The sequence below is a fragment of the Pseudomonas entomophila genome, assembly GCF_013523165.1.
GTDB lineage: Bacteria > Pseudomonadota > Gammaproteobacteria > Pseudomonadales > Pseudomonadaceae > Aquipseudomonas > Aquipseudomonas entomophila_A.
The window spans coordinates 82,620-98,959 of record NZ_JAAMQI010000008.1; the positions used below are offsets into that span (position 1 = coordinate 82,620).

Annotated in this window: 15 protein-coding genes; 6 read left to right on the top strand and 9 right to left on the bottom strand. The window is 66.1% G+C overall.

Going from position 1 to position 16,340, the window contains the following annotated elements:
• Positions 1 to 33 precede the first annotated feature (33 nt).
• Positions 34 to 2,043 carry a DNA helicase Rep gene (gene rep, locus G7Z99_RS08565; protein ID WP_181093206.1) on the top strand — a complete coding sequence of 670 codons (2,010 nt, stop codon included), beginning with the start codon at positions 34 to 36 and terminating at the stop codon, positions 2,041 to 2,043.
• A 63-nt stretch (positions 2,044 to 2,106) separates the two neighbouring features.
• A complete protein-coding gene (xpt, locus tag G7Z99_RS08570; protein WP_181093208.1) occupies positions 2,107 to 2,679 on the top strand; it encodes a xanthine phosphoribosyltransferase in 573 nt (190 codons plus the stop codon).
• 258 nt (positions 2,680 to 2,937) lie between these two features.
• Here the strand turns inward: xpt and G7Z99_RS08575 are convergent, their stop codons facing one another.
• The 5 genes from G7Z99_RS08575 to dadA form a co-directional block, all read right to left on the bottom strand.
• Positions 2,938 to 4,803 carry an acetyl-CoA hydrolase/transferase family protein gene (locus G7Z99_RS08575; RefSeq protein ID WP_181093209.1) on the bottom strand — a complete coding sequence of 622 codons (1,866 nt, stop codon included), beginning with the start codon at positions 4,801 to 4,803 and terminating at the stop codon, positions 2,938 to 2,940.
• 82 nt (positions 4,804 to 4,885) lie between these two features.
• A complete protein-coding gene (locus G7Z99_RS08580; RefSeq protein WP_375139143.1) occupies positions 4,886 to 5,302 on the bottom strand; it encodes a c-type cytochrome in 417 nt (138 codons plus the stop codon).
• An 86-nt stretch (positions 5,303 to 5,388) separates the two neighbouring features.
• On the bottom strand, positions 5,389 to 5,937 hold the full coding sequence (locus G7Z99_RS08585) for a cupin domain-containing protein (RefSeq protein ID WP_181093211.1): 549 nt from the start codon (positions 5,935 to 5,937) through the stop codon (positions 5,389 to 5,391).
• Between the two features lie 119 nt (positions 5,938 to 6,056).
• Positions 6,057 to 7,130 carry an alanine racemase gene (alr, locus tag G7Z99_RS08590; protein ID WP_181093212.1) on the bottom strand — a complete coding sequence of 358 codons (1,074 nt, stop codon included), beginning with the start codon at positions 7,128 to 7,130 and terminating at the stop codon, positions 6,057 to 6,059.
• Between the two features lie 90 nt (positions 7,131 to 7,220).
• Positions 7,221 to 8,522, bottom strand: coding sequence for a D-amino acid dehydrogenase (gene dadA / locus G7Z99_RS08595; protein WP_181093214.1), 1,302 nt, complete (start codon positions 8,520 to 8,522; stop codon positions 7,221 to 7,223).
• 156 nt (positions 8,523 to 8,678) lie between these two features.
• Between dadA and dadR the strand changes: the two genes are divergently transcribed.
• Positions 8,679 to 9,167 (top strand): transcriptional regulator DadR, encoded by a 489-nt coding sequence (gene dadR / locus G7Z99_RS08600; protein WP_060392035.1) that lies wholly within the window; start codon positions 8,679 to 8,681, stop codon positions 9,165 to 9,167.
• A 2-nt stretch (positions 9,168 to 9,169) separates the two neighbouring features.
• Here the strand turns inward: dadR and G7Z99_RS08605 are convergent, their stop codons facing one another.
• A complete protein-coding gene (locus G7Z99_RS08605) occupies positions 9,170 to 9,523 on the bottom strand; it encodes a YkgJ family cysteine cluster protein (RefSeq protein WP_181093216.1) in 354 nt (117 codons plus the stop codon).
• 263 nt (positions 9,524 to 9,786) lie between these two features.
• On the opposite strand from G7Z99_RS08605, the gene G7Z99_RS08610 reads away from it, so the two are divergent.
• Entirely contained in the window at positions 9,787 to 11,079 is a 1,293-nt protein-coding gene (locus G7Z99_RS08610; protein ID WP_181093217.1) for an NAD(P)/FAD-dependent oxidoreductase, read from the top strand.
• Between the two features lie 115 nt (positions 11,080 to 11,194).
• Positions 11,195 to 12,748, top strand: a complete 1,554-nt coding sequence (locus G7Z99_RS08615) for a phospholipase D family protein (protein WP_181093219.1) — start codon at positions 11,195 to 11,197, stop codon at positions 12,746 to 12,748.
• 42 nt (positions 12,749 to 12,790) lie between these two features.
• On the opposite strand, the gene G7Z99_RS08620 is transcribed toward G7Z99_RS08615, so the two are convergent.
• Both G7Z99_RS08620 and G7Z99_RS08625 read right to left on the bottom strand, forming a co-directional pair.
• Positions 12,791 to 13,930, bottom strand: coding sequence for an MFS transporter (locus G7Z99_RS08620; RefSeq protein WP_181093221.1), 1,140 nt, complete (start codon positions 13,928 to 13,930; stop codon positions 12,791 to 12,793).
• Positions 13,931 to 14,018: 88 nt separating this feature from the next.
• Positions 14,019 to 15,512 carry an aldehyde dehydrogenase gene (locus G7Z99_RS08625; RefSeq protein WP_181093222.1) on the bottom strand — a complete coding sequence of 498 codons (1,494 nt, stop codon included), beginning with the start codon at positions 15,510 to 15,512 and terminating at the stop codon, positions 14,019 to 14,021.
• A gap of 192 nt (positions 15,513 to 15,704) precedes the next feature.
• On the opposite strand from G7Z99_RS08625, the gene G7Z99_RS08630 reads away from it, so the two are divergent.
• Positions 15,705 to 16,079, top strand: coding sequence for a cupin domain-containing protein (locus tag G7Z99_RS08630; RefSeq protein ID WP_181093224.1), 375 nt, complete (start codon positions 15,705 to 15,707; stop codon positions 16,077 to 16,079).
• 101 nt (positions 16,080 to 16,180) lie between these two features.
• Here the strand turns inward: G7Z99_RS08630 and rpmG are convergent, their stop codons facing one another.
• Positions 16,181 to 16,336 carry a 50S ribosomal protein L33 gene (rpmG, locus tag G7Z99_RS08635; protein ID WP_021702025.1) on the bottom strand — a complete coding sequence of 52 codons (156 nt, stop codon included), beginning with the start codon at positions 16,334 to 16,336 and terminating at the stop codon, positions 16,181 to 16,183.
• Between the last annotated feature and the right edge of the window lie 4 nt (positions 16,337 to 16,340).

Sequence of the window (16,340 nt, forward strand, 5' to 3'; positions counted from 1 at the left end):
GCGGCTATTTTCTGCTCCCCCCGGTTTATCGCGATGTCCCGACTCAATCCCCGGCAGCAAGAAGCCGTGAACTACGTCGGCGGCCCTCTTTTGGTGCTCGCCGGTGCCGGCTCCGGCAAGACCAGCGTGATCACCCGCAAGATCGCCCACCTGGTGCAGCACTGCGGGATCCGCGCCCAGTACATCGTCGCCATGACCTTCACCAACAAGGCCGCGCGCGAGATGAAGGAGCGGGTCGGGACCTTGCTGCGCCCAGGCGAAGGGCGTGGCCTGACGGTCTGCACCTTCCACAACCTAGGCCTGAACATCATCCGCAAGGAGCATGCGCGGCTGGGCTACAAGCCGGGTTTCTCGATCTTCGACGAGACCGACATCAAGGCGCTGCTCAGCGACATCATGCAGAAGGAGTACTCGGGCGACGACGGCATCGACGAAGTCAAGAACATGATCGGGGCCTGGAAGAACGACCTGATCCTGCCGCCCGAAGCCCTGGCGAACGCCCGCAACCCGCGCGAGCAGACCGCCGCCATCGTCTACACGCACTACCAGCGCACCCTCAAGGCCTACAACGCGGTGGACTTCGACGACCTGATCCTGCTGCCGGTCAAGCTCTTCGAGACGCATCCCGACGTGCTCGAGAAGTGGCAGAACCGGGTGCGCTACCTGCTGGTGGACGAATACCAGGACACCAACGCCAGCCAGTACCTGCTGGTGAAGATGCTGATCGGCACGCGCAACCAATTCACCGTGGTCGGCGACGACGACCAGTCGATCTACGCCTGGCGTGGCGCCCGGCCCGAGAACCTGATGCTGCTCAAGGACGACTACCCGTCCCTGAAAGTGGTCATGCTCGAGCAGAACTACCGCTCGACCAGCCGCATCCTGCGCTGCGCCAACGTGCTGATCGCCAACAACCCCCACGCGTTCGAGAAGCAGCTGTGGAGCGAAATGGGCCACGGCGACGAGATCCGCGTGATCCGCTGCCGCAACGAGGATGCCGAGGCCGAACGCGTGGCCATGGAAATCCTCACGTTGCACCTGCGCACCAACCGGCCGTACCGCGACTTCGCCATCCTCTACCGCGGCAACTACCAGGCCAAGCTGATCGAGCTGAAGTTGCAGCACCACCAGGTGCCGTATCGCCTGTCCGGCGGCAACAGCTTCTTCGGCCGTCAGGAGGTCAAGGACCTCATGGCCTACCTGCGGCTGCTGGTGAACCCAGACGACGACAACGCCTACCTGCGGGTGATCAACGTGCCGCGTCGGGAAATCGGCTCGACCACGCTGGAGAAGCTCGGCAACTACGCCACCCAGCGCGACGTGTCGATGTACGCGGCCAGCGAGGAGTTGGGCCTGGGCGAGCACTTGGACGCGCGGTACACCGAGCGCCTGCAGCGCTTCAAGCACTGGCTCGACGGCGTGCGCCAGCGGGTGGCCTCGGACGACCCGATCGCCGCCCTGCGCGAGATGGTGCGCGACATCGACTACGAGAACTGGATCCGCCAGAACACCGCCAGCGACAAGGCGGCGGAGTTTCGCATCAGCAACGTCTGGTTCCTCATCGATGCGCTGAAGAACACCCTCGAGAAGGACGAAGAGGGTGAGATGACCATCGAGGACGCCATCGGCAAGCTGGTGCTGCGCGACATGCTCGAGCGTCAGCAGGAGGAAGAAGAGAACGCCGAGGGCGTGCAGATGATGACCCTGCACGCCTCCAAGGGGCTGGAGTTCCCCTACGTGTTCATCATGGGCATGGAGGAAGAGATCCTGCCGCACCGCTCCAGCATCGAGGCCGACACCATCGAGGAGGAGCGCCGGCTGGCCTACGTGGGCATCACCCGCGCTCGCCAGACCCTGGCCTTCACCTTTGCCGCCAAGCGCAAGCAGTACGGCGAGATCATCGATTGCACCCCGAGCCGCTTCCTCGACGAACTGCCGCCCGACGACCTGGCCTGGGAGGGCCTCGACGATGCGCCGGTGGAGGTCAAGGCCGCGCGTGGCAACAACGCATTGGCCGACATTCGCGCCATGCTCAAACGCTAGACCACCCATCTCATGCCACGGCCGTTGCCGTGGCTCTGTCCGTTACATCGAGGAACTACCGCCGTGGAAGCACTGCACCAGAAGATTCGCGAAGAAGGCATCGTGCTTTCCGACCAGGTTCTCAAAGTCGATGCCTTTCTCAACCATCAGATCGATCCTGCCCTGATGCAGTTGATCGGTGACGAGTTCGCCCAGCGCTTCGCCGAGGCGGGCGTGACCAAGATCGTCACCATCGAAGCGTCCGGTATCGCACCGGCGATCATGACCGGCCTGAAGCTGGGCGTGCCGGTGATCTTCGCGCGCAAGCACCAGTCGCTGACCCTGACCGAAAACCTGCTGACCGCGTCGGTGTATTCGTTCACCAAGCAGACCGAGAACACCGTGGCCATTTCGCCGCGCCACCTCAGCAGCCACGATCGCGTTCTGGTGATCGACGACTTCCTGGCCAACGGCAAGGCGTCGCAGGCGCTGATCTCGATCATCAAGCAGGCTGGCGCCACCGTCGCCGGGTTGGGTATCGTGATCGAGAAGTCATTCCAGGGCGGGCGTGCCGAGCTGGACAGCCAGGGCTACCGGGTCGAATCGCTGGCACGGGTCAAGTCGCTGGCCGGTGGGGTCGTCAGTTTCGTGGAGTGAGGCGGGCTTCGCAGGCCGCTGGCGGTGCTTTTGGAACGGTGCAGGGCACTCTATTCGCTGGGCTTTCTTGCGGGCCCGTTGGGCCCGATCGCGGCACGGGGGCCGCTCCTACACCCGTAGTGACACCGCGGCGATGCAGGTCATCGCGGTCCCTGTGAAAGCGGCCCCTGTGCCGCGATCGGGCCCGCAGGGCCCGTCAAGAAGCGCCTCCTCATCGGCATAATGCACACCGCTCACAGCCCGACTCAAACACTCCCCCTACCCCTGCGTCGCCTGCAACCCCGCCAACAGCAACCGCTGATACAGCTCGTCCTTGAACCCCTGCGGCTGCTCGAGTCCCATGCGTTCGAGGTGCGCGGGGAAGGCCTCGGGCGCCGGCGCATCCAGGGCCGCCTTGCCCAGGTCCAGCATTTCACTCAGCCTGAACTTGCGCTTGAGCCAATCCAGGGCACGCAGCAGCGCCCGCTCTTCGTCGCTGAAATCGCAGCCCAGCGGATACTCCGGAAACAACCGCCCATGCCGCTGGCGAATCGCCTCGAGCCGTTCGGGCGTGTTGTCGGTGAACCGCGGATCGAGCTGGAAATCCGCCGGCAGCTTGCCCGCCGCCTTGGCCTTGGCCATCAGCTCTGGCTGGAACCGTGAGTCGCTGATCGCCAGCAGCCGGGCGATCACCTCGCTGTCGGTCTGCCCCCGTAGGTCGGCGATGCCGTACTCGGTCACCACGAGGTCACGCAGATGCCGAGGAATCGTGCAGTGCCCGTACGTCCAGGTCAGGTTCGAGGTGACTTCGCCCGCGGACTCGCGCCAGCTGCGCACCAGCAGCAGCGAACGCGCATCCTCCAGCGCATGGGCCTGGGCGACGAAGTTGTACTGCCCGCCCACGCCGCTCAGCACACGACCATCTTCCAATTGGTCGGCCACCGCCGCGCCCATCAAGGTCATGCCGAACACCGTGTTGATGAACCGTGCATCACGGCGCTGGCGCCGCTTGAGCGCTTCATCGCCATACAGCTCGTTGATGAAGCTGATCGCGGTCATGGCGAAACGGGCGCGCTGCGCCAGGGGCATTTCCCGCAGCCGCTGGTAGAAACTGCCTGGCCCCAGGAAGAACCCGCCGTGCACCAGCACGCCGTGCTCGTCCGCCGGCCGTCGCACCACGCCGGCTTCAGCCAGGGCGAGCAGGCCGTTGACGAACATTTCGCTGCAGCCATACAACCCTTCGGCGAAGGGCGCCAGCCCCCCTTCCCGTTCGATCAACGTCTGCCAGGGTGTGAGCTGCAGCTCTTCGGCCAGGGCGCGGTAGCCGTCGTTGTCCCCCTGCCGTGCCAGCAAGGCGGCCGTCACCGCATCGCCCATGGCGCCGATGCCGATCTGCAGGGTGCCGCCGTCGCGCACCAGCAGGCTGCTGTACAACCCGATGAAATGATCCTGCGTCGACACCGGCATGTTCGGCGTCGAGAACAGGCGACGCGTCTCGGGCTGATCGATGAGCAGGTCGAAGGTCGTTTCAGGCAGTTCGGCCGTGCCAGGCATGTACGGCAGCTCGTCATGGGGCTGCCCGAGCACCAGCACGGTCTCGCCTCTGGCGCGGCGCTTGTCGAGCATCGGCAGCAGGTCGAGCGTGATGTCCGGGTTGCAGGCCAGGCTCACGTGACCAGGCCGCTCGGGCGTAGTGGCCACCAGTTGCGCGACCAGGTTCAGGCCCTTGGCATTGATGTCGCGCGCCGCATGGCTGTAGTTGCTGCTGACGTAGGATTGCTGCGCCGTGTGACTGCCCAGCAGGCTGCCAGGCTGCATGAAGAACTGTTCGACGCGAATGTTGCCGGGCAGGCTGTCGCTACGCAGGTCGGCCAGGTAGTCGAGCTCCTCGCAATCGGCGAAGACCCGCTCGACGAACGGTTCCAGAAAACGCCGCTGCAGGCCGTCGCCCAGGGCGGGCCTGCCGAGCGTCAGCGCGGTGTAGATCGTCAGTTGCCGCCCCGGTGTCTGGCGAATCCGTCGGTACAACGCATTGACGAACGCCGTGGGCTTGCCCAGACCCAGGGGCAGGCCCATGTGGATGTGTGCGGGCAGACGCGCCAGCACCTGGTCGACAGCCTGTTCGATGGAGCAGCGATGCGGCATCTTGGCCTCCCGGACGTCCCTGCATGCAGCCGTTGGACCGATGCGCGTACGGGTTTGCTCCCCGTCGGGGCTGACCGTTCGCTCAGAGGCCGGACATCTGCTTGATGGCGTTGCGCAAGTCGTCGTCGGAGCAGTCGCCACACGTGCCCCGTGCCGGCATCGCGTTGACGCCGCTGATCGCCCTGGCCAGCAGGCCATCCAGGCCACCGTTGCGCTCGGCGAGCGCCTGCCAGGCCACCGTGTCGCCGGGCTTGGGCGCGTTGAGCAGGCCCATGCCATGGCAGGTCTGGCAGTGGCGGGCGACGACCTCGGCAGGGTCGCGCGCCGTCACGGCCGGGCGGCTGGCCGGCGGCTCACCACACGGCTGACCCTGAACGCAGACCTGCCCGACCGGCGCCAGGCGGCGCGCCAGCTCATCGTCGGAGGTCGCGTGCGCGGCACTGGCCAGGAACACGGTGCAGAGCATCGGTAACGTTGCCAAACGAAGGGTCGAGTTCACAGGTCGCCTCTGGGTCATGCGGATCGGGTCGGGGGACGCGCTCGCGGGCCGCCCGCAGGGGGCCCGGCGTCCCGCCGTCGACGTCGTCAGAAGTTGGCCGGCGTGGCCGCGCTGATCAGCCGGGCAGGCTCGTCGAACGGGTTGCGAAAGCGGTGCGGCCGAGTACTTTCGAAGTAATAGCTGTCGCCAGCCTCGAGCACGAAGGTCTCGTACCCCACCACCAGTTCCAGCCGCCCTTCGAGCAGGATGCCGGTCTCCTCGCCCTCGTGGGTGAGCATCGCGTCCCCGGTGTCGGCGCCCGGGGGATACACCTCGTTGAGAAAGGCGATCGCGCGACTGGAGTGAGCCTTGCCGACCAGTTTCATGGTCACCGCCCCGTCGGAGATGTCGAGCAGTTCATGGGCCTTGTACACGATCTGCGAGGGGGTTTCCGGTTCCAGTTCCACGGAGAAAAACTCGACCATGGACATCGGAATGCCGCCCAGCACCTTGCGCAGCGAGCTGATGGACGGGCTGACGCTGTTCTTCTCGATCATCGAGATGGTGCTGTTGGTCACCCCGGCGCGCTTGGCCAGCTCCCGTTGGGACAGGCCCTTGAGCGTGCGAATGGCTTGTAGTCGTTGGCCGACGTCCAAAGCGTGAGCCTCCTTAAGGCGAGCGAACAGGGTCGAGGGGCAGTGATCGCTATCATGGTAACAGCGTTCAGTATTTACAACACCCCAACCCCTGCCGCCCGCCATCGGTCGGCATTGGCTCAGTCGCCGTGGTACTCGCGCGGCACGCGCTTGAGGTTGCAGAACAGCTGGTAGGGAATGGTCTCGGCATGAGACGCCACGGTGCTGGCCAGCACCTGCTTGCCCCACAGCTCGACCGGGCTGCCGACGTCCGCCTGCGGCAGTTCGGTCAGGTCGACGCAGAGCATGTCCATCGAGACGCGGCCGATCAGGCGGCTCGGCTGCCCGGCCACCTGCACGGGCGTGCCGGTAGGGGCGTGCCGCGGATACCCGTCGGCATAGCCCATGGCAACCACCCCCACACGGGTCGGCCGCGAGCAGGTGAACCGCGCGCCGTACCCCACCGGCTCGCCGGCCGGCAGCTCACGCACGCTGATCACCCGAGACTGCAGGGTCATCACCGGCTGCAAGCGCTCGGCCTGGGGTTGTTCGACCTCGAATGGCGTGGCGCCATACAGCATGATGCCAGGGCGCGCCCAGTCGCTGCGCACCGATGGCCAGCCGATCAGGGCCGGCGAGTTGCTCAGGCTGGTCTCGGCCTGCAGCCCCTGGCGGGCCTGCTCGAAGACGGCCAGCTGCTCGTCGGTGGTGGAAGCGTCCGGTTCGTCGGCCCTGGCGAAATGGCTCATCAGCACGATGCGCGCGACCTGACCGCTGGCCAGCAGGCGCCCATAGGCGGCCAGGTAATCCTTCGGGTGCAGGCCGACCCGGTGCATGCCGGTGTCGAGCTTGAGCCAGACGTTCAACGGGGTGTGCAACTGCACGCGTTCGAGGGCGTCGATCTGCCAGGGCGCATGCACCACGCACCATAGGCCATGCTCGGCGATCAGCGGCAGCTCGCTGGCCTCGAAGAACCCTTCGAGCAGCAGGATGGGCGCCTTGATGCCTGCGGCCCGCAGCTCCAGCGCCTCCTCGATGCAGGCCACGGCGAAGCCGTCTGCCTCGGTTTCCAGGGCCAGCGCGCAGCGAACCGCACCATGCCCGTAGGCATCGGCCTTGACCACGGCCAGCGCCTTGGCGCCGGCCAGTTCACGGGCCACGCGGTAGTTGTGGCGAAGGGCTTGAAGATCGATCAGGGCACGGGCGGGACGCATGAAGGCAGCCTTCTGGCAAAGCGGTTGGAGGTTCGATCCGGCGCAAGGCTGACCTTGCGCCGACGACAGCGGTTGGCGACCGGGAGCGTGCTACGAGTGCGCCGGGGTGGTGCGGCCTGACCGGGCGCCTTCCCCGCGAGTACCGTAGCGCGACAGGTCCAGACCGGCAGCGCTGATCTGCGGCGTCTTGCGCGCGATCAGGTCGGCCAGCAGACGGCCGGAGCCACACGCCATGGTCCAGCCCAGCGTACCGTGCCCGGTGTTGAGGAACAGGTTGCGCACGGGCGTGGCGCCGACGATGGGCGTGCCGTCGGGGGTCGCCGGGCGCAATCCGGTCCAGAAGCTTGCCTGCTGCAGGTCGCCGCCCAGAGGATAAAGGTCGTTGACGATCATCTCCAGCGTCTCGCGCCGACGCGGGTTCAGGGACAGATCGAAGCCGGCGATCTCGGCCATGCCGCCGACACGGATGCGACCGTCGAAGCGCGTCACCGCCACCTTGTAGGTCTCATCGAGAATGGTCGACGCAGGGGCCATGGCCGAGTCGGTGATCGGCACGGTCAGCGAATAGCCTTTGAGCGGGTAGACCGGTGCCCGGATGCCCAGGGGCTTGAGCAGCTGCGGCGAATAGCTGCCCAGGGCCAGCACGTAGCGGTCTGCGGTCTCCAGCTTGCCGTCGACCCACACGCCGTTGAGCCGGTCGCCGGTGACGTCCAGGCGCTGGATGTCCTGGCCGAAGCGGAACTGGACGCCAAGGCCTTCGGCCATCTCCGCCAGGCGACGGGTGAACAGCTGGCAATCGCCCGTCTGGTCATTGGGCAGGCGCAGGGCACCGACCAGCAGGTCACGCGCCTGGGCCAGGGCAGGCTCGACGCGGGCGATGCCGTCGCGGTCGAGCAGCTCGTATGGCACGCCGGAGCGTTCGAGCACCGCGATGTCCTTGGCCGCAGCATCGAGCTGCGCCTGGGTGCGGAACAGCTGGGTCGTGCCCAGTGTGCGGTGCTCGTAGGCGATGCCGGTTTCGGCGCGCAGCTCGTCGAGGCAGTCACGGCTGTACTCGGACAGCCGCACCATGCGCTCCTTGTTCACCGCGTAGCGCGATGCCGTGCAGTTGCGCAGCATCTGCGCCATCCACAGGTACTGGTCGATATCGCCGGTCAGCTTGATGGCCAGCGGCGCATGGCGTTCGAGCAGCCACTTGATGGCCTTGAGCGGCACACCCGGTGCGGCCCAGGGCGAGGCGTAGCCGGGCGAGATCTGCCCGGCGTTGGCGAAACTGGTTTCCAGGGCCACGGCCGGCTGACGATCGACCACCACCACTTCGAAGCCCTGCCGGGCCAGGTAGTAGGCACTGACCGTGCCGATGACACCGCCCCCAAGCACCATCACTCGCATCGCTCTTTCCTCATGTGCGGCACGCCGCGACCTAGACCATGGGCACTGCCCGATGCGCGCAGTATAAGAAGTTGGACGCAGTGCAATTCACTATATAAAAGCCTATATTTGGCGAGAATTCTTGGCTATATCGGCTTTCGCAAAGGCGCATCCCCTATGAGAACCCAGCATCAAAGCAAACGTGAACTGGACAAGATCGACCGCAACATCCTGCGCATCCTGCAGGATGAAGGGCGCATCTCCTTCACCGAACTGGGCGAGAAAGTCGGGCTGTCGACCACCCCCTGCACCGAGCGCGTACGCCGCCTCGAGCGTGAGGGCATCATCATGGGCTACAGCGCGCGGCTGAACCCGCAACAACTCAAGGCCAGCCTGCTGGTGTTCGTGGAAATCAGCCTGGACTACAAGTCGGGCGACACCTTCGAGGAATTCCGTCGCGCCGTGTTGAAGCTGCCCCACGTGCTGGAGTGTCACCTGGTGTCCGGCGACTTCGACTACCTGGTGAAAGCGCGCATCTCGGAGATGGCCTCGTACCGCAAGCTGCTGGGCGACATCCTGCTGAAGCTGCCGCACGTGCGCGAGTCCAAGAGCTACATCGTCATGGAGGAGGTCAAGGAAAGCCTCTGTCTGCCGATCCCGGACTGACGCTAGACCAGCACCTGTCGCGTGCTGGCGATGTACTGATGCACCAGCTGCTCGGCGGCCGGTTCGATCATCGGCTCGGGGCCACGACCACGCGGGCAGGCCATGCGCGGTGTGGTGCCGAACAGCCGGCAGATCAGCGGACGCTCCTCGTACACCGTGCAACCGTCCGGCCCGAGGTGCACGCAGTCCAGGCGCTCCAGCGCTGCCGCCTGCTCGGCCGGGGACGTGCGCGGCAGGCGGGCCATCTCCTGCGTGGACGTGGTGACCGGGCCGCAGCAGTCGTGGCAGCCGGGCACGCACTCGAACGACGGAATGAGTTCACGCAGGAAGTGGATCTTGTGGCGGTTACAGGACATGGCTGAAAAGGCTGTTCATCTGAAGGTGCAGGCGCACTGAAAACGGTCAGGTTGCCCTTGCGAGGGTCGAGAAAGCGAAGAAGGCCTCCACGACGTTCTGCGGGACGTGCCTGCCGAGCGACAGCGCATTCTACTCCCTTGCAGTACCGGCAGGCGTACCGGACCCGGCACACCCTTCGAATGCTTCGTCCTTCGGCTCGGTTGCTCACCACGCAGCCCACGCTTATCCTCCCTGCTCGGTCGATCATCCCAGGACCCGCCCCATGATCCACAGCGCACAACACACCGCCTCCTACTACGCCGCCAGCAGCGTGCCGCACCCGGCGCACTCGTTCCTGCAGGGCGAGCAGCGCGCCGACGTGTGCATCGTGGGCGGTGGCTATTCAGGCCTGAACACCGCCATCGAGCTGGCCGAGCGAGGGTTTTCGGTCATTCTGCTGGAGGCCTGCAAGCTGGGCTGGGGCGCCAGCGGACGCAACGGCGGGCAGCTGATCCGCGGGGTCGGCCATGGGGTGGAGCGGTTCCTGCCGGTACTGGGCGAGGACGGTGTGCGCAACCTGCACCTGATGGGGCTGGAGGCGGTGCAGATCGTGCGCGAACGGGTGGAGCGGCACGCCATCGCCTGCGACCTCACCTGGGGTTACTGCGACCTGGCCAACAAGCCGGCGCAGCTGAAAGGCTTTGCCGAGGACGCCGAGCACCTGCGCCGCCTGGGCTATGCGCATGAGCTGCGTCTGGTGGGCAAGGACGAGCTGCACAGCGTGGTCGGCGCCGACTGTTACGCAGGTGGCTTGATCGACATGGGCTCCGGCCACCTGCATCCGCTCAACCTGGCCCTGGGCGAAGCGGCCGTGGCCAGCCGCCTGGGCGTGAAGCTCTACGAGCAGTCGCAGGTCACGCGCATCGACTACGGCGCCGAGGTGCAGGTGCACACGGCCCAGGGCCGAGTGCGGGCCAAGACACTGGTGCTGTGCTGCAACGCCTACCTGAACGGCCTCGACCGCGAGCTGGGCGGCAAGGTACTGCCGGCCGGCAGCTACCTGATCGCCACCGAGCCCCTGGGCGAAGCCCGTGCCCGCTCGCTGCTGCCGCAGAACATGGCGGTGTGCGACCAGCGTGTGGCGCTGGACTACTACCGCCTCAGCGCCGACCATCGCCTGCTGTTCGGCGGGGCCTGCCACTACTCCGGACGTGACCCCAAGGACATCGCGGCCTACATGCGCCCCAAGATGCTCCAGGTGTTCCCGCAACTGGCCGACGTGCGCATCGACTACCAATGGGGCGGCATGATCGGCATCGGCGCCAACCGACTGCCACAGATCGGACGCCTGAGTCAGCAGCCGAACGTGTTCTATGCCCAGGCCTATTCGGGCCATGGGCTCAACGCCACGCACCTGGCAGCCCGCCTGCTGGGCGAGGCCATCAGCGGCCAGGAAAGCGGCCGCTTCGAGCTGTTCGCCAAGGTCCCGCACATGACCTTCCCAGGCGGTCGGCACCTGCGCTCGCCGTTGCTGGCGCTGGGCATGCTCTGGCATCGCCTCAAGGAACTGGCCTGAGGCCGGGCACGGTCGCCTTGGGGAACGAGGCGATCGTGACACGCAACGCGCCGTAACTTTCTGCCTGTGCGCACGGTCCATATCCCTGACCCCCGTTCCTACAGGATGAACCTCCTTGAGACTCCAGAGAGCCCTGCCTGTCTGGCTGACCACGCTGTTCGTCGTGTCAGGCTGCGCCAGCGTCAGTGCCCCGCACGAGACCAGCCACGTCCTGCCCGCCGACACGTCGGCGTTCGGCCGCTCCGTTCTGCACCAGGCTGCGCCGCACCAGGGGCAATCGGGGTTCCGCCTGCTGTCCAACAGCACCGATGCGTTCCGTGCCCGGGCCGAGCTGATCCGTAACGCCCAGGTCAGTATCGACCTGCAGTACTACATCGTGCACGACGGCCTGAGCACCCGCGCCCTGATCCACGAATTGCTGCTGGCCGCCGACCGCGACGTGCGGGTACGCATCCTGCTCGACGACACCACTAGCGCAGGGCAGGACAGCGCCATCGCCACCCTGGCCTCGCATCCGAACATCCAGATCCGGGTCTTCAACCCATTGCACCAGGGCCGCAGCACCGGCGTCACCCGTGCCCTCGGACGCTTGTTCAACCTGTCGCTGCAGCACCGCCGCATGCACAACAAGCTGTTCATGGCCGACACCAGCATGGTCATCGTCGGCGGCCGTAACCTGGGCGACGAGTACTTCGACGCCGAGCCGAACATGAACTTCACCGATATCGACATGCTCGGTGTCGGCCCGGTGGCCCGTCAGCTGGGCGAGAGTTTCGACCAGTACTGGAACAGCGAGCTGAGCCGTCCGATCGGCGACTTCCTCTCCGAGCCGCCCAGCCCCGACGCGTTGCGCGTGAGCCGCGAGCGTCTGGACGCCTCGCTGGCCAAGGCCAAGGTCGAGCGCAAGGCGCTGTACGAGCGGCTGATGGCCTATCAGACCGAGCCTCGGCTCGACACGTGGCGCAAGGAGCTGATCTGGGCCCATGCACAAGCGTTGTGGGACGCTCCGGAGAAGATCCTGGCCGACGGCGAGCCAGACCCTGCGCTGCTGATGACCCGCCAGCTGGCGCCGGCCTTGAACGACGTGCAACACGAACTGATCCTGCTGTCGGCCTACTTCGTGCCGGGCGAGTATGGCTTGCGCTACCTGGCCGGCAAGTCCGACGAAGGGGTGACGGTGAAACTGCTGACCAACTCCCTGGAGGCCACCGACGTACCGGCCGTGCATGGCGGCTATGCGCCCTACCGCAAGGCGCTGCTGCGCCATGGCGTACAGCTGTTCGAGATGCGCCGTCAGCCGGGTGACCCGTCCAGCGCCAAGCTGAGCTACAAGGGCAGCTCGAACTCCAGCCTGCACAGCAAGGCGATCATCTTCGACCGCAGCAAGACCTTCGTCGGCTCGTTCAACTTCGACCCGCGCTCGGTGCTGTGGAACACCGAGGTCGGCGTCATGGTCGACAGCCCGGCGCTGGCCGAATACACCCGCGAGCTGGCCTTGCAGGGCATGGCGCCAGCCGTGAGCTACCGCCCCGAGTTGCACGAGGGCGAGCTGGTCTGGGTCACCGAGGACAATGGCCAGCGCCACGTCCTGACCCATGAGCCGGGTGGCACCTGGCGTCGTTTCAACGCCTGGGTGAGCAAGGCCGTCGGTCTGGAGCGCATGCTCTAGGCGCCAGACCGAACGCGCCAGCGCGATACCCAGGCGTACAGCCTAGGCCGCAGCAGGCTCGAACGCATCGCGACGCCGCGTCAGCAGCACCAGCCCGAAGGCCCCTGCCGCCATCAGCAACGGCAGGGCATGCCCGCTCACCCACTGCCCACCCGCGCCGGCCAGCAAGGGCCCCAACAAGCAGCCGATGCCCCACAGTTGTGCCACGTGGGCGTTGGCGCGGACCAGCGCATCGTCGCGGTAGCGCTCGCCGATCAACACCAGCGACAGCGTGAACAGCCCGCCGGCACTGGCGCCGAACACCACCCAGAGCGGCCAGATCGCCACACTGTGCAGCGCCCACGGAATCGCCAGGCTGGCGCCGAGCAGCGCCACCGCGCAGCCGCTGAACAGCGCCCGGCGTGACAGGCGATCGGCCAGCACCCCGATGGGCAGTTGCAAGAGCGCGTCGCCCACGACCACCGTGCTGACCATGAACAGGGCCGTCTCGGCATCGAAGCCTTGCTGCAGGCAATAGACCGGCAACAGCGTCAGGATCATCGCCTCGAACGCCGCGAACAGGGCGATGGCCCAGGCGATCACCGGCAGGCGCCGGCAGAACCCGACCAGGTCGCCGAAGGTGACGCTGCAGGCCTCGGTGGTCGGCGCGCCGCCACGGCCAAGCAGCAGCAAGGGGGCGACCAGCAGCAGCCCGGTCGCGGCCCAGAAACCTCGATCGTCGTCGGTACCGAGCCCCCCCAGAAGCAAGGGGCCGGCCAGCTGACTCAGGGCGTAGCTGCTGCCATACACGGCCACCAGGCGCCCACGCCAGCGCTCCACCACCAGCTGGTTGATCCAGCTTTCCCCGAGGATGAACACCACGGTCAGGCACAGGCCGATGACCAGGCGCAGCACCAGCCACACGGCATACCCTGGCCACAGGGCCAGCAGGCCGATCGACAGCGCGCTGCTCCACAGGCACAGGCGCATGGCCTGAGGCACGCCGACCCGGCCTGCCAGGCGGCTGGCCAGGCTGGCACCGACCAGTACCCCGATCGCCGGCATGGCCGCCATCACGCCGATGGCGAAGGCGCCATACCCTCCGGTTTCCAGCCGCAACGAGACCAGCGGCATGCTCACCCCCAGTGCCAGTCCGACACTGAGCACGGCGGCCAGCACCGCACAATACGTCCCCCAGCGCATCGGGGCCTCCTCTCTTGCAGGTGGACGGCACATACAAAACAGCCGGGACGACGTGAGTCGCCCCGGCTGCGTGTTCGACCGCGTCGGGTTACAGCTTGATCCAGGTGGCCTTCAGCTCGGTGTACTTCTCCAGCGCGTGCAGCGACTTGTCACGGCCATTGCCGGACTGCTTGAACCCACCGAACGGTGCGGTCATGTCGCCGCCGTCGTACTGGTTCACCCACACGCTGCCGGCACGCACGGCGCGTGCCGTACGGTGCGCCTTGGAAATGTCGGCGGTCCAGATGCCTGCCGCCAGGCCATAGGGCGTGTCGTTGGCGATGGCGATGGCTTCCTCGGCGGAGTCGAAGGTCAGCACCGACAGCACCGGGCCGAAGATCTCTTCCTGGGCGATCTTCATGGCGTTGGTGACGCCATCGAAGATGGTCGGCTCCACGTAGGTGCCCCCGGTCTCTTCCAGGGTGCGCTTGCCTCCGGTCAGCAAGGTCGCGCCGTCCCGATGCCCGGCCTCGATGTAGGACAGCACGGTGTTCATCTGCTGCTGGTCGACCAGCGCGCCGATGGTGGTAGCCGGGTCCAGCGGGTTGCCGGGCGTCCAGGCCTTGAGTGCCTCGACCACCATTGGCAGGAAGGTGTCCTTGATCGAGCGTTCGACCAGCAGGCGCGAACCGGCGGTGCAGACTTCGCCCTGGTTGAAGGCGATGGCACTGGCGGCGGCCTGCGCGGCCGCTTGCAGGTCAGGCGCATCGGCGAAGACGATGTTCGGGCTCTTGCCACCCGCTTCGAGCCAGACCCGCTTCATGTTCGATTCGCCAGCGTAGATCATCAGCTGCTTGGCGATCTTGGTGGAGCCGGTGAACACCAGGGTGTCGACGTCCATGTGCAGTGCCAGCGCCTTGCCGACGGTATGGCCGTAGCCCGGCAGCACGTTGAGCACGCCTGCCGGAATCCCGGCCTCTATCGCCAGCTGGGCGATGCGGATGGCGGTCAGCGGCGACTTCTCGGACGGCTTGAGCACCACCGAGTTGCCGGTGGCCAGGGCCGGTCCCAGCTTCCAGCTGGCCATCAGCAAGGGGAAGTTCCACGGCACGATGGCCGCCACCACGCCGACCGGTTCACGCGTCACCAGGCCCAACTGGTCGTGCGGGGTCGGCGCGACTTCGTCGTACACCTTGTCGATGGCTTCGGCGTTCCAGTGGATGGCGTTGGCCGCGCCTGGAATGTCGATGCTCGAGGCGTCCCCGATGGGCTTGCCCATGTCGAGGGTTTCCAGCAAGGCCAGTTCTTCGACGTGTTGACGCAGCAGGTTGGCGAAGCGGATCAGCGTGGCCTTGCGCTTGGCGGGTGCCAGTCGCGACCAGACGCCCGACTCGAACGTGGCGCGGGCGTTCTCGACCGCGCGGTTGGCGTCGGCCAGGTCGCAACTGGCGACCTGCGCCAGGGAGCGCCCGTCTACCGGGCTGCGGCACTCGAAGGTCTCGCCAGAGGCGGCGGCGGTGTACTCACCGTTGATGAAGGCGCGGCCTTCGATGGTCAACTGCTGGGCACGCTGTTCCCAGTCTGCACGCGTCAGGGTGGTCATGTAGAAACTCCTCTTGTTGTCAGGGACAGCGTCAGGCTCGACACTCACCCACGCAGGGGGAATGGGGCAGGTCTGCGGCCGACCCTAGGTGTCGCTCACCCTAAACCAGCCGCCTGGAACTATCAATATATTTGACATATGACGCTCAAAGCTCTTATAGCGTTTGTTTTTTTAAACAACACGAGGCAGATCATGCGCATCGATTCCATCGTCGACTTCGCCCAGGTGCTGGGGCAGGCCGAGACCTACCGGCCTGCCGCGCACAAGATTCTCAAGGGCGACCCCGAGCAGCAGGTCTATAACCACTATGCCAGCCCGTGCGGGCAATTTGCCGCCGGTGTCTGGGAGGGTGCCATCGGGCAGTGGGAAGTGAACTACACCGAGCACGAGTATTGCGAGATCGTTCAGGGGGTGTCGGTGCTGCGCGACCAGGACGGTCAGGCCAAGACCTTGCGTGCCGGGGACCGCTTCGTGATTCCGGCTGGCTTCACGGGCACCTGGGAAGTGCTCGAAGCCTGCCGCAAGATCTACGTCATGTTCGAGCCGTCTTCGCAGCCCGATCGCTAAGACGCTTTTGGCACGCGAGACGTGATGGCATGCCCCCAGCGTACGGCGAGGGGCAAAAAAAAACCGCATCCTGAGATGCGGTTCTTTTGGCAGCCGATCAATTACTTGATCTTGGCTTCCTTGTACGTCACGTGCTTACGGACGACCGGATCGTATTTCTTGATCTCGATCTTGTCCGGGGTAGTGCGCTTGTTCTTGTCGGTGGTGTAGAAATGGCCGGTACCGGCGCTGGACACCAAACGGATCAGTTCACGCATGACA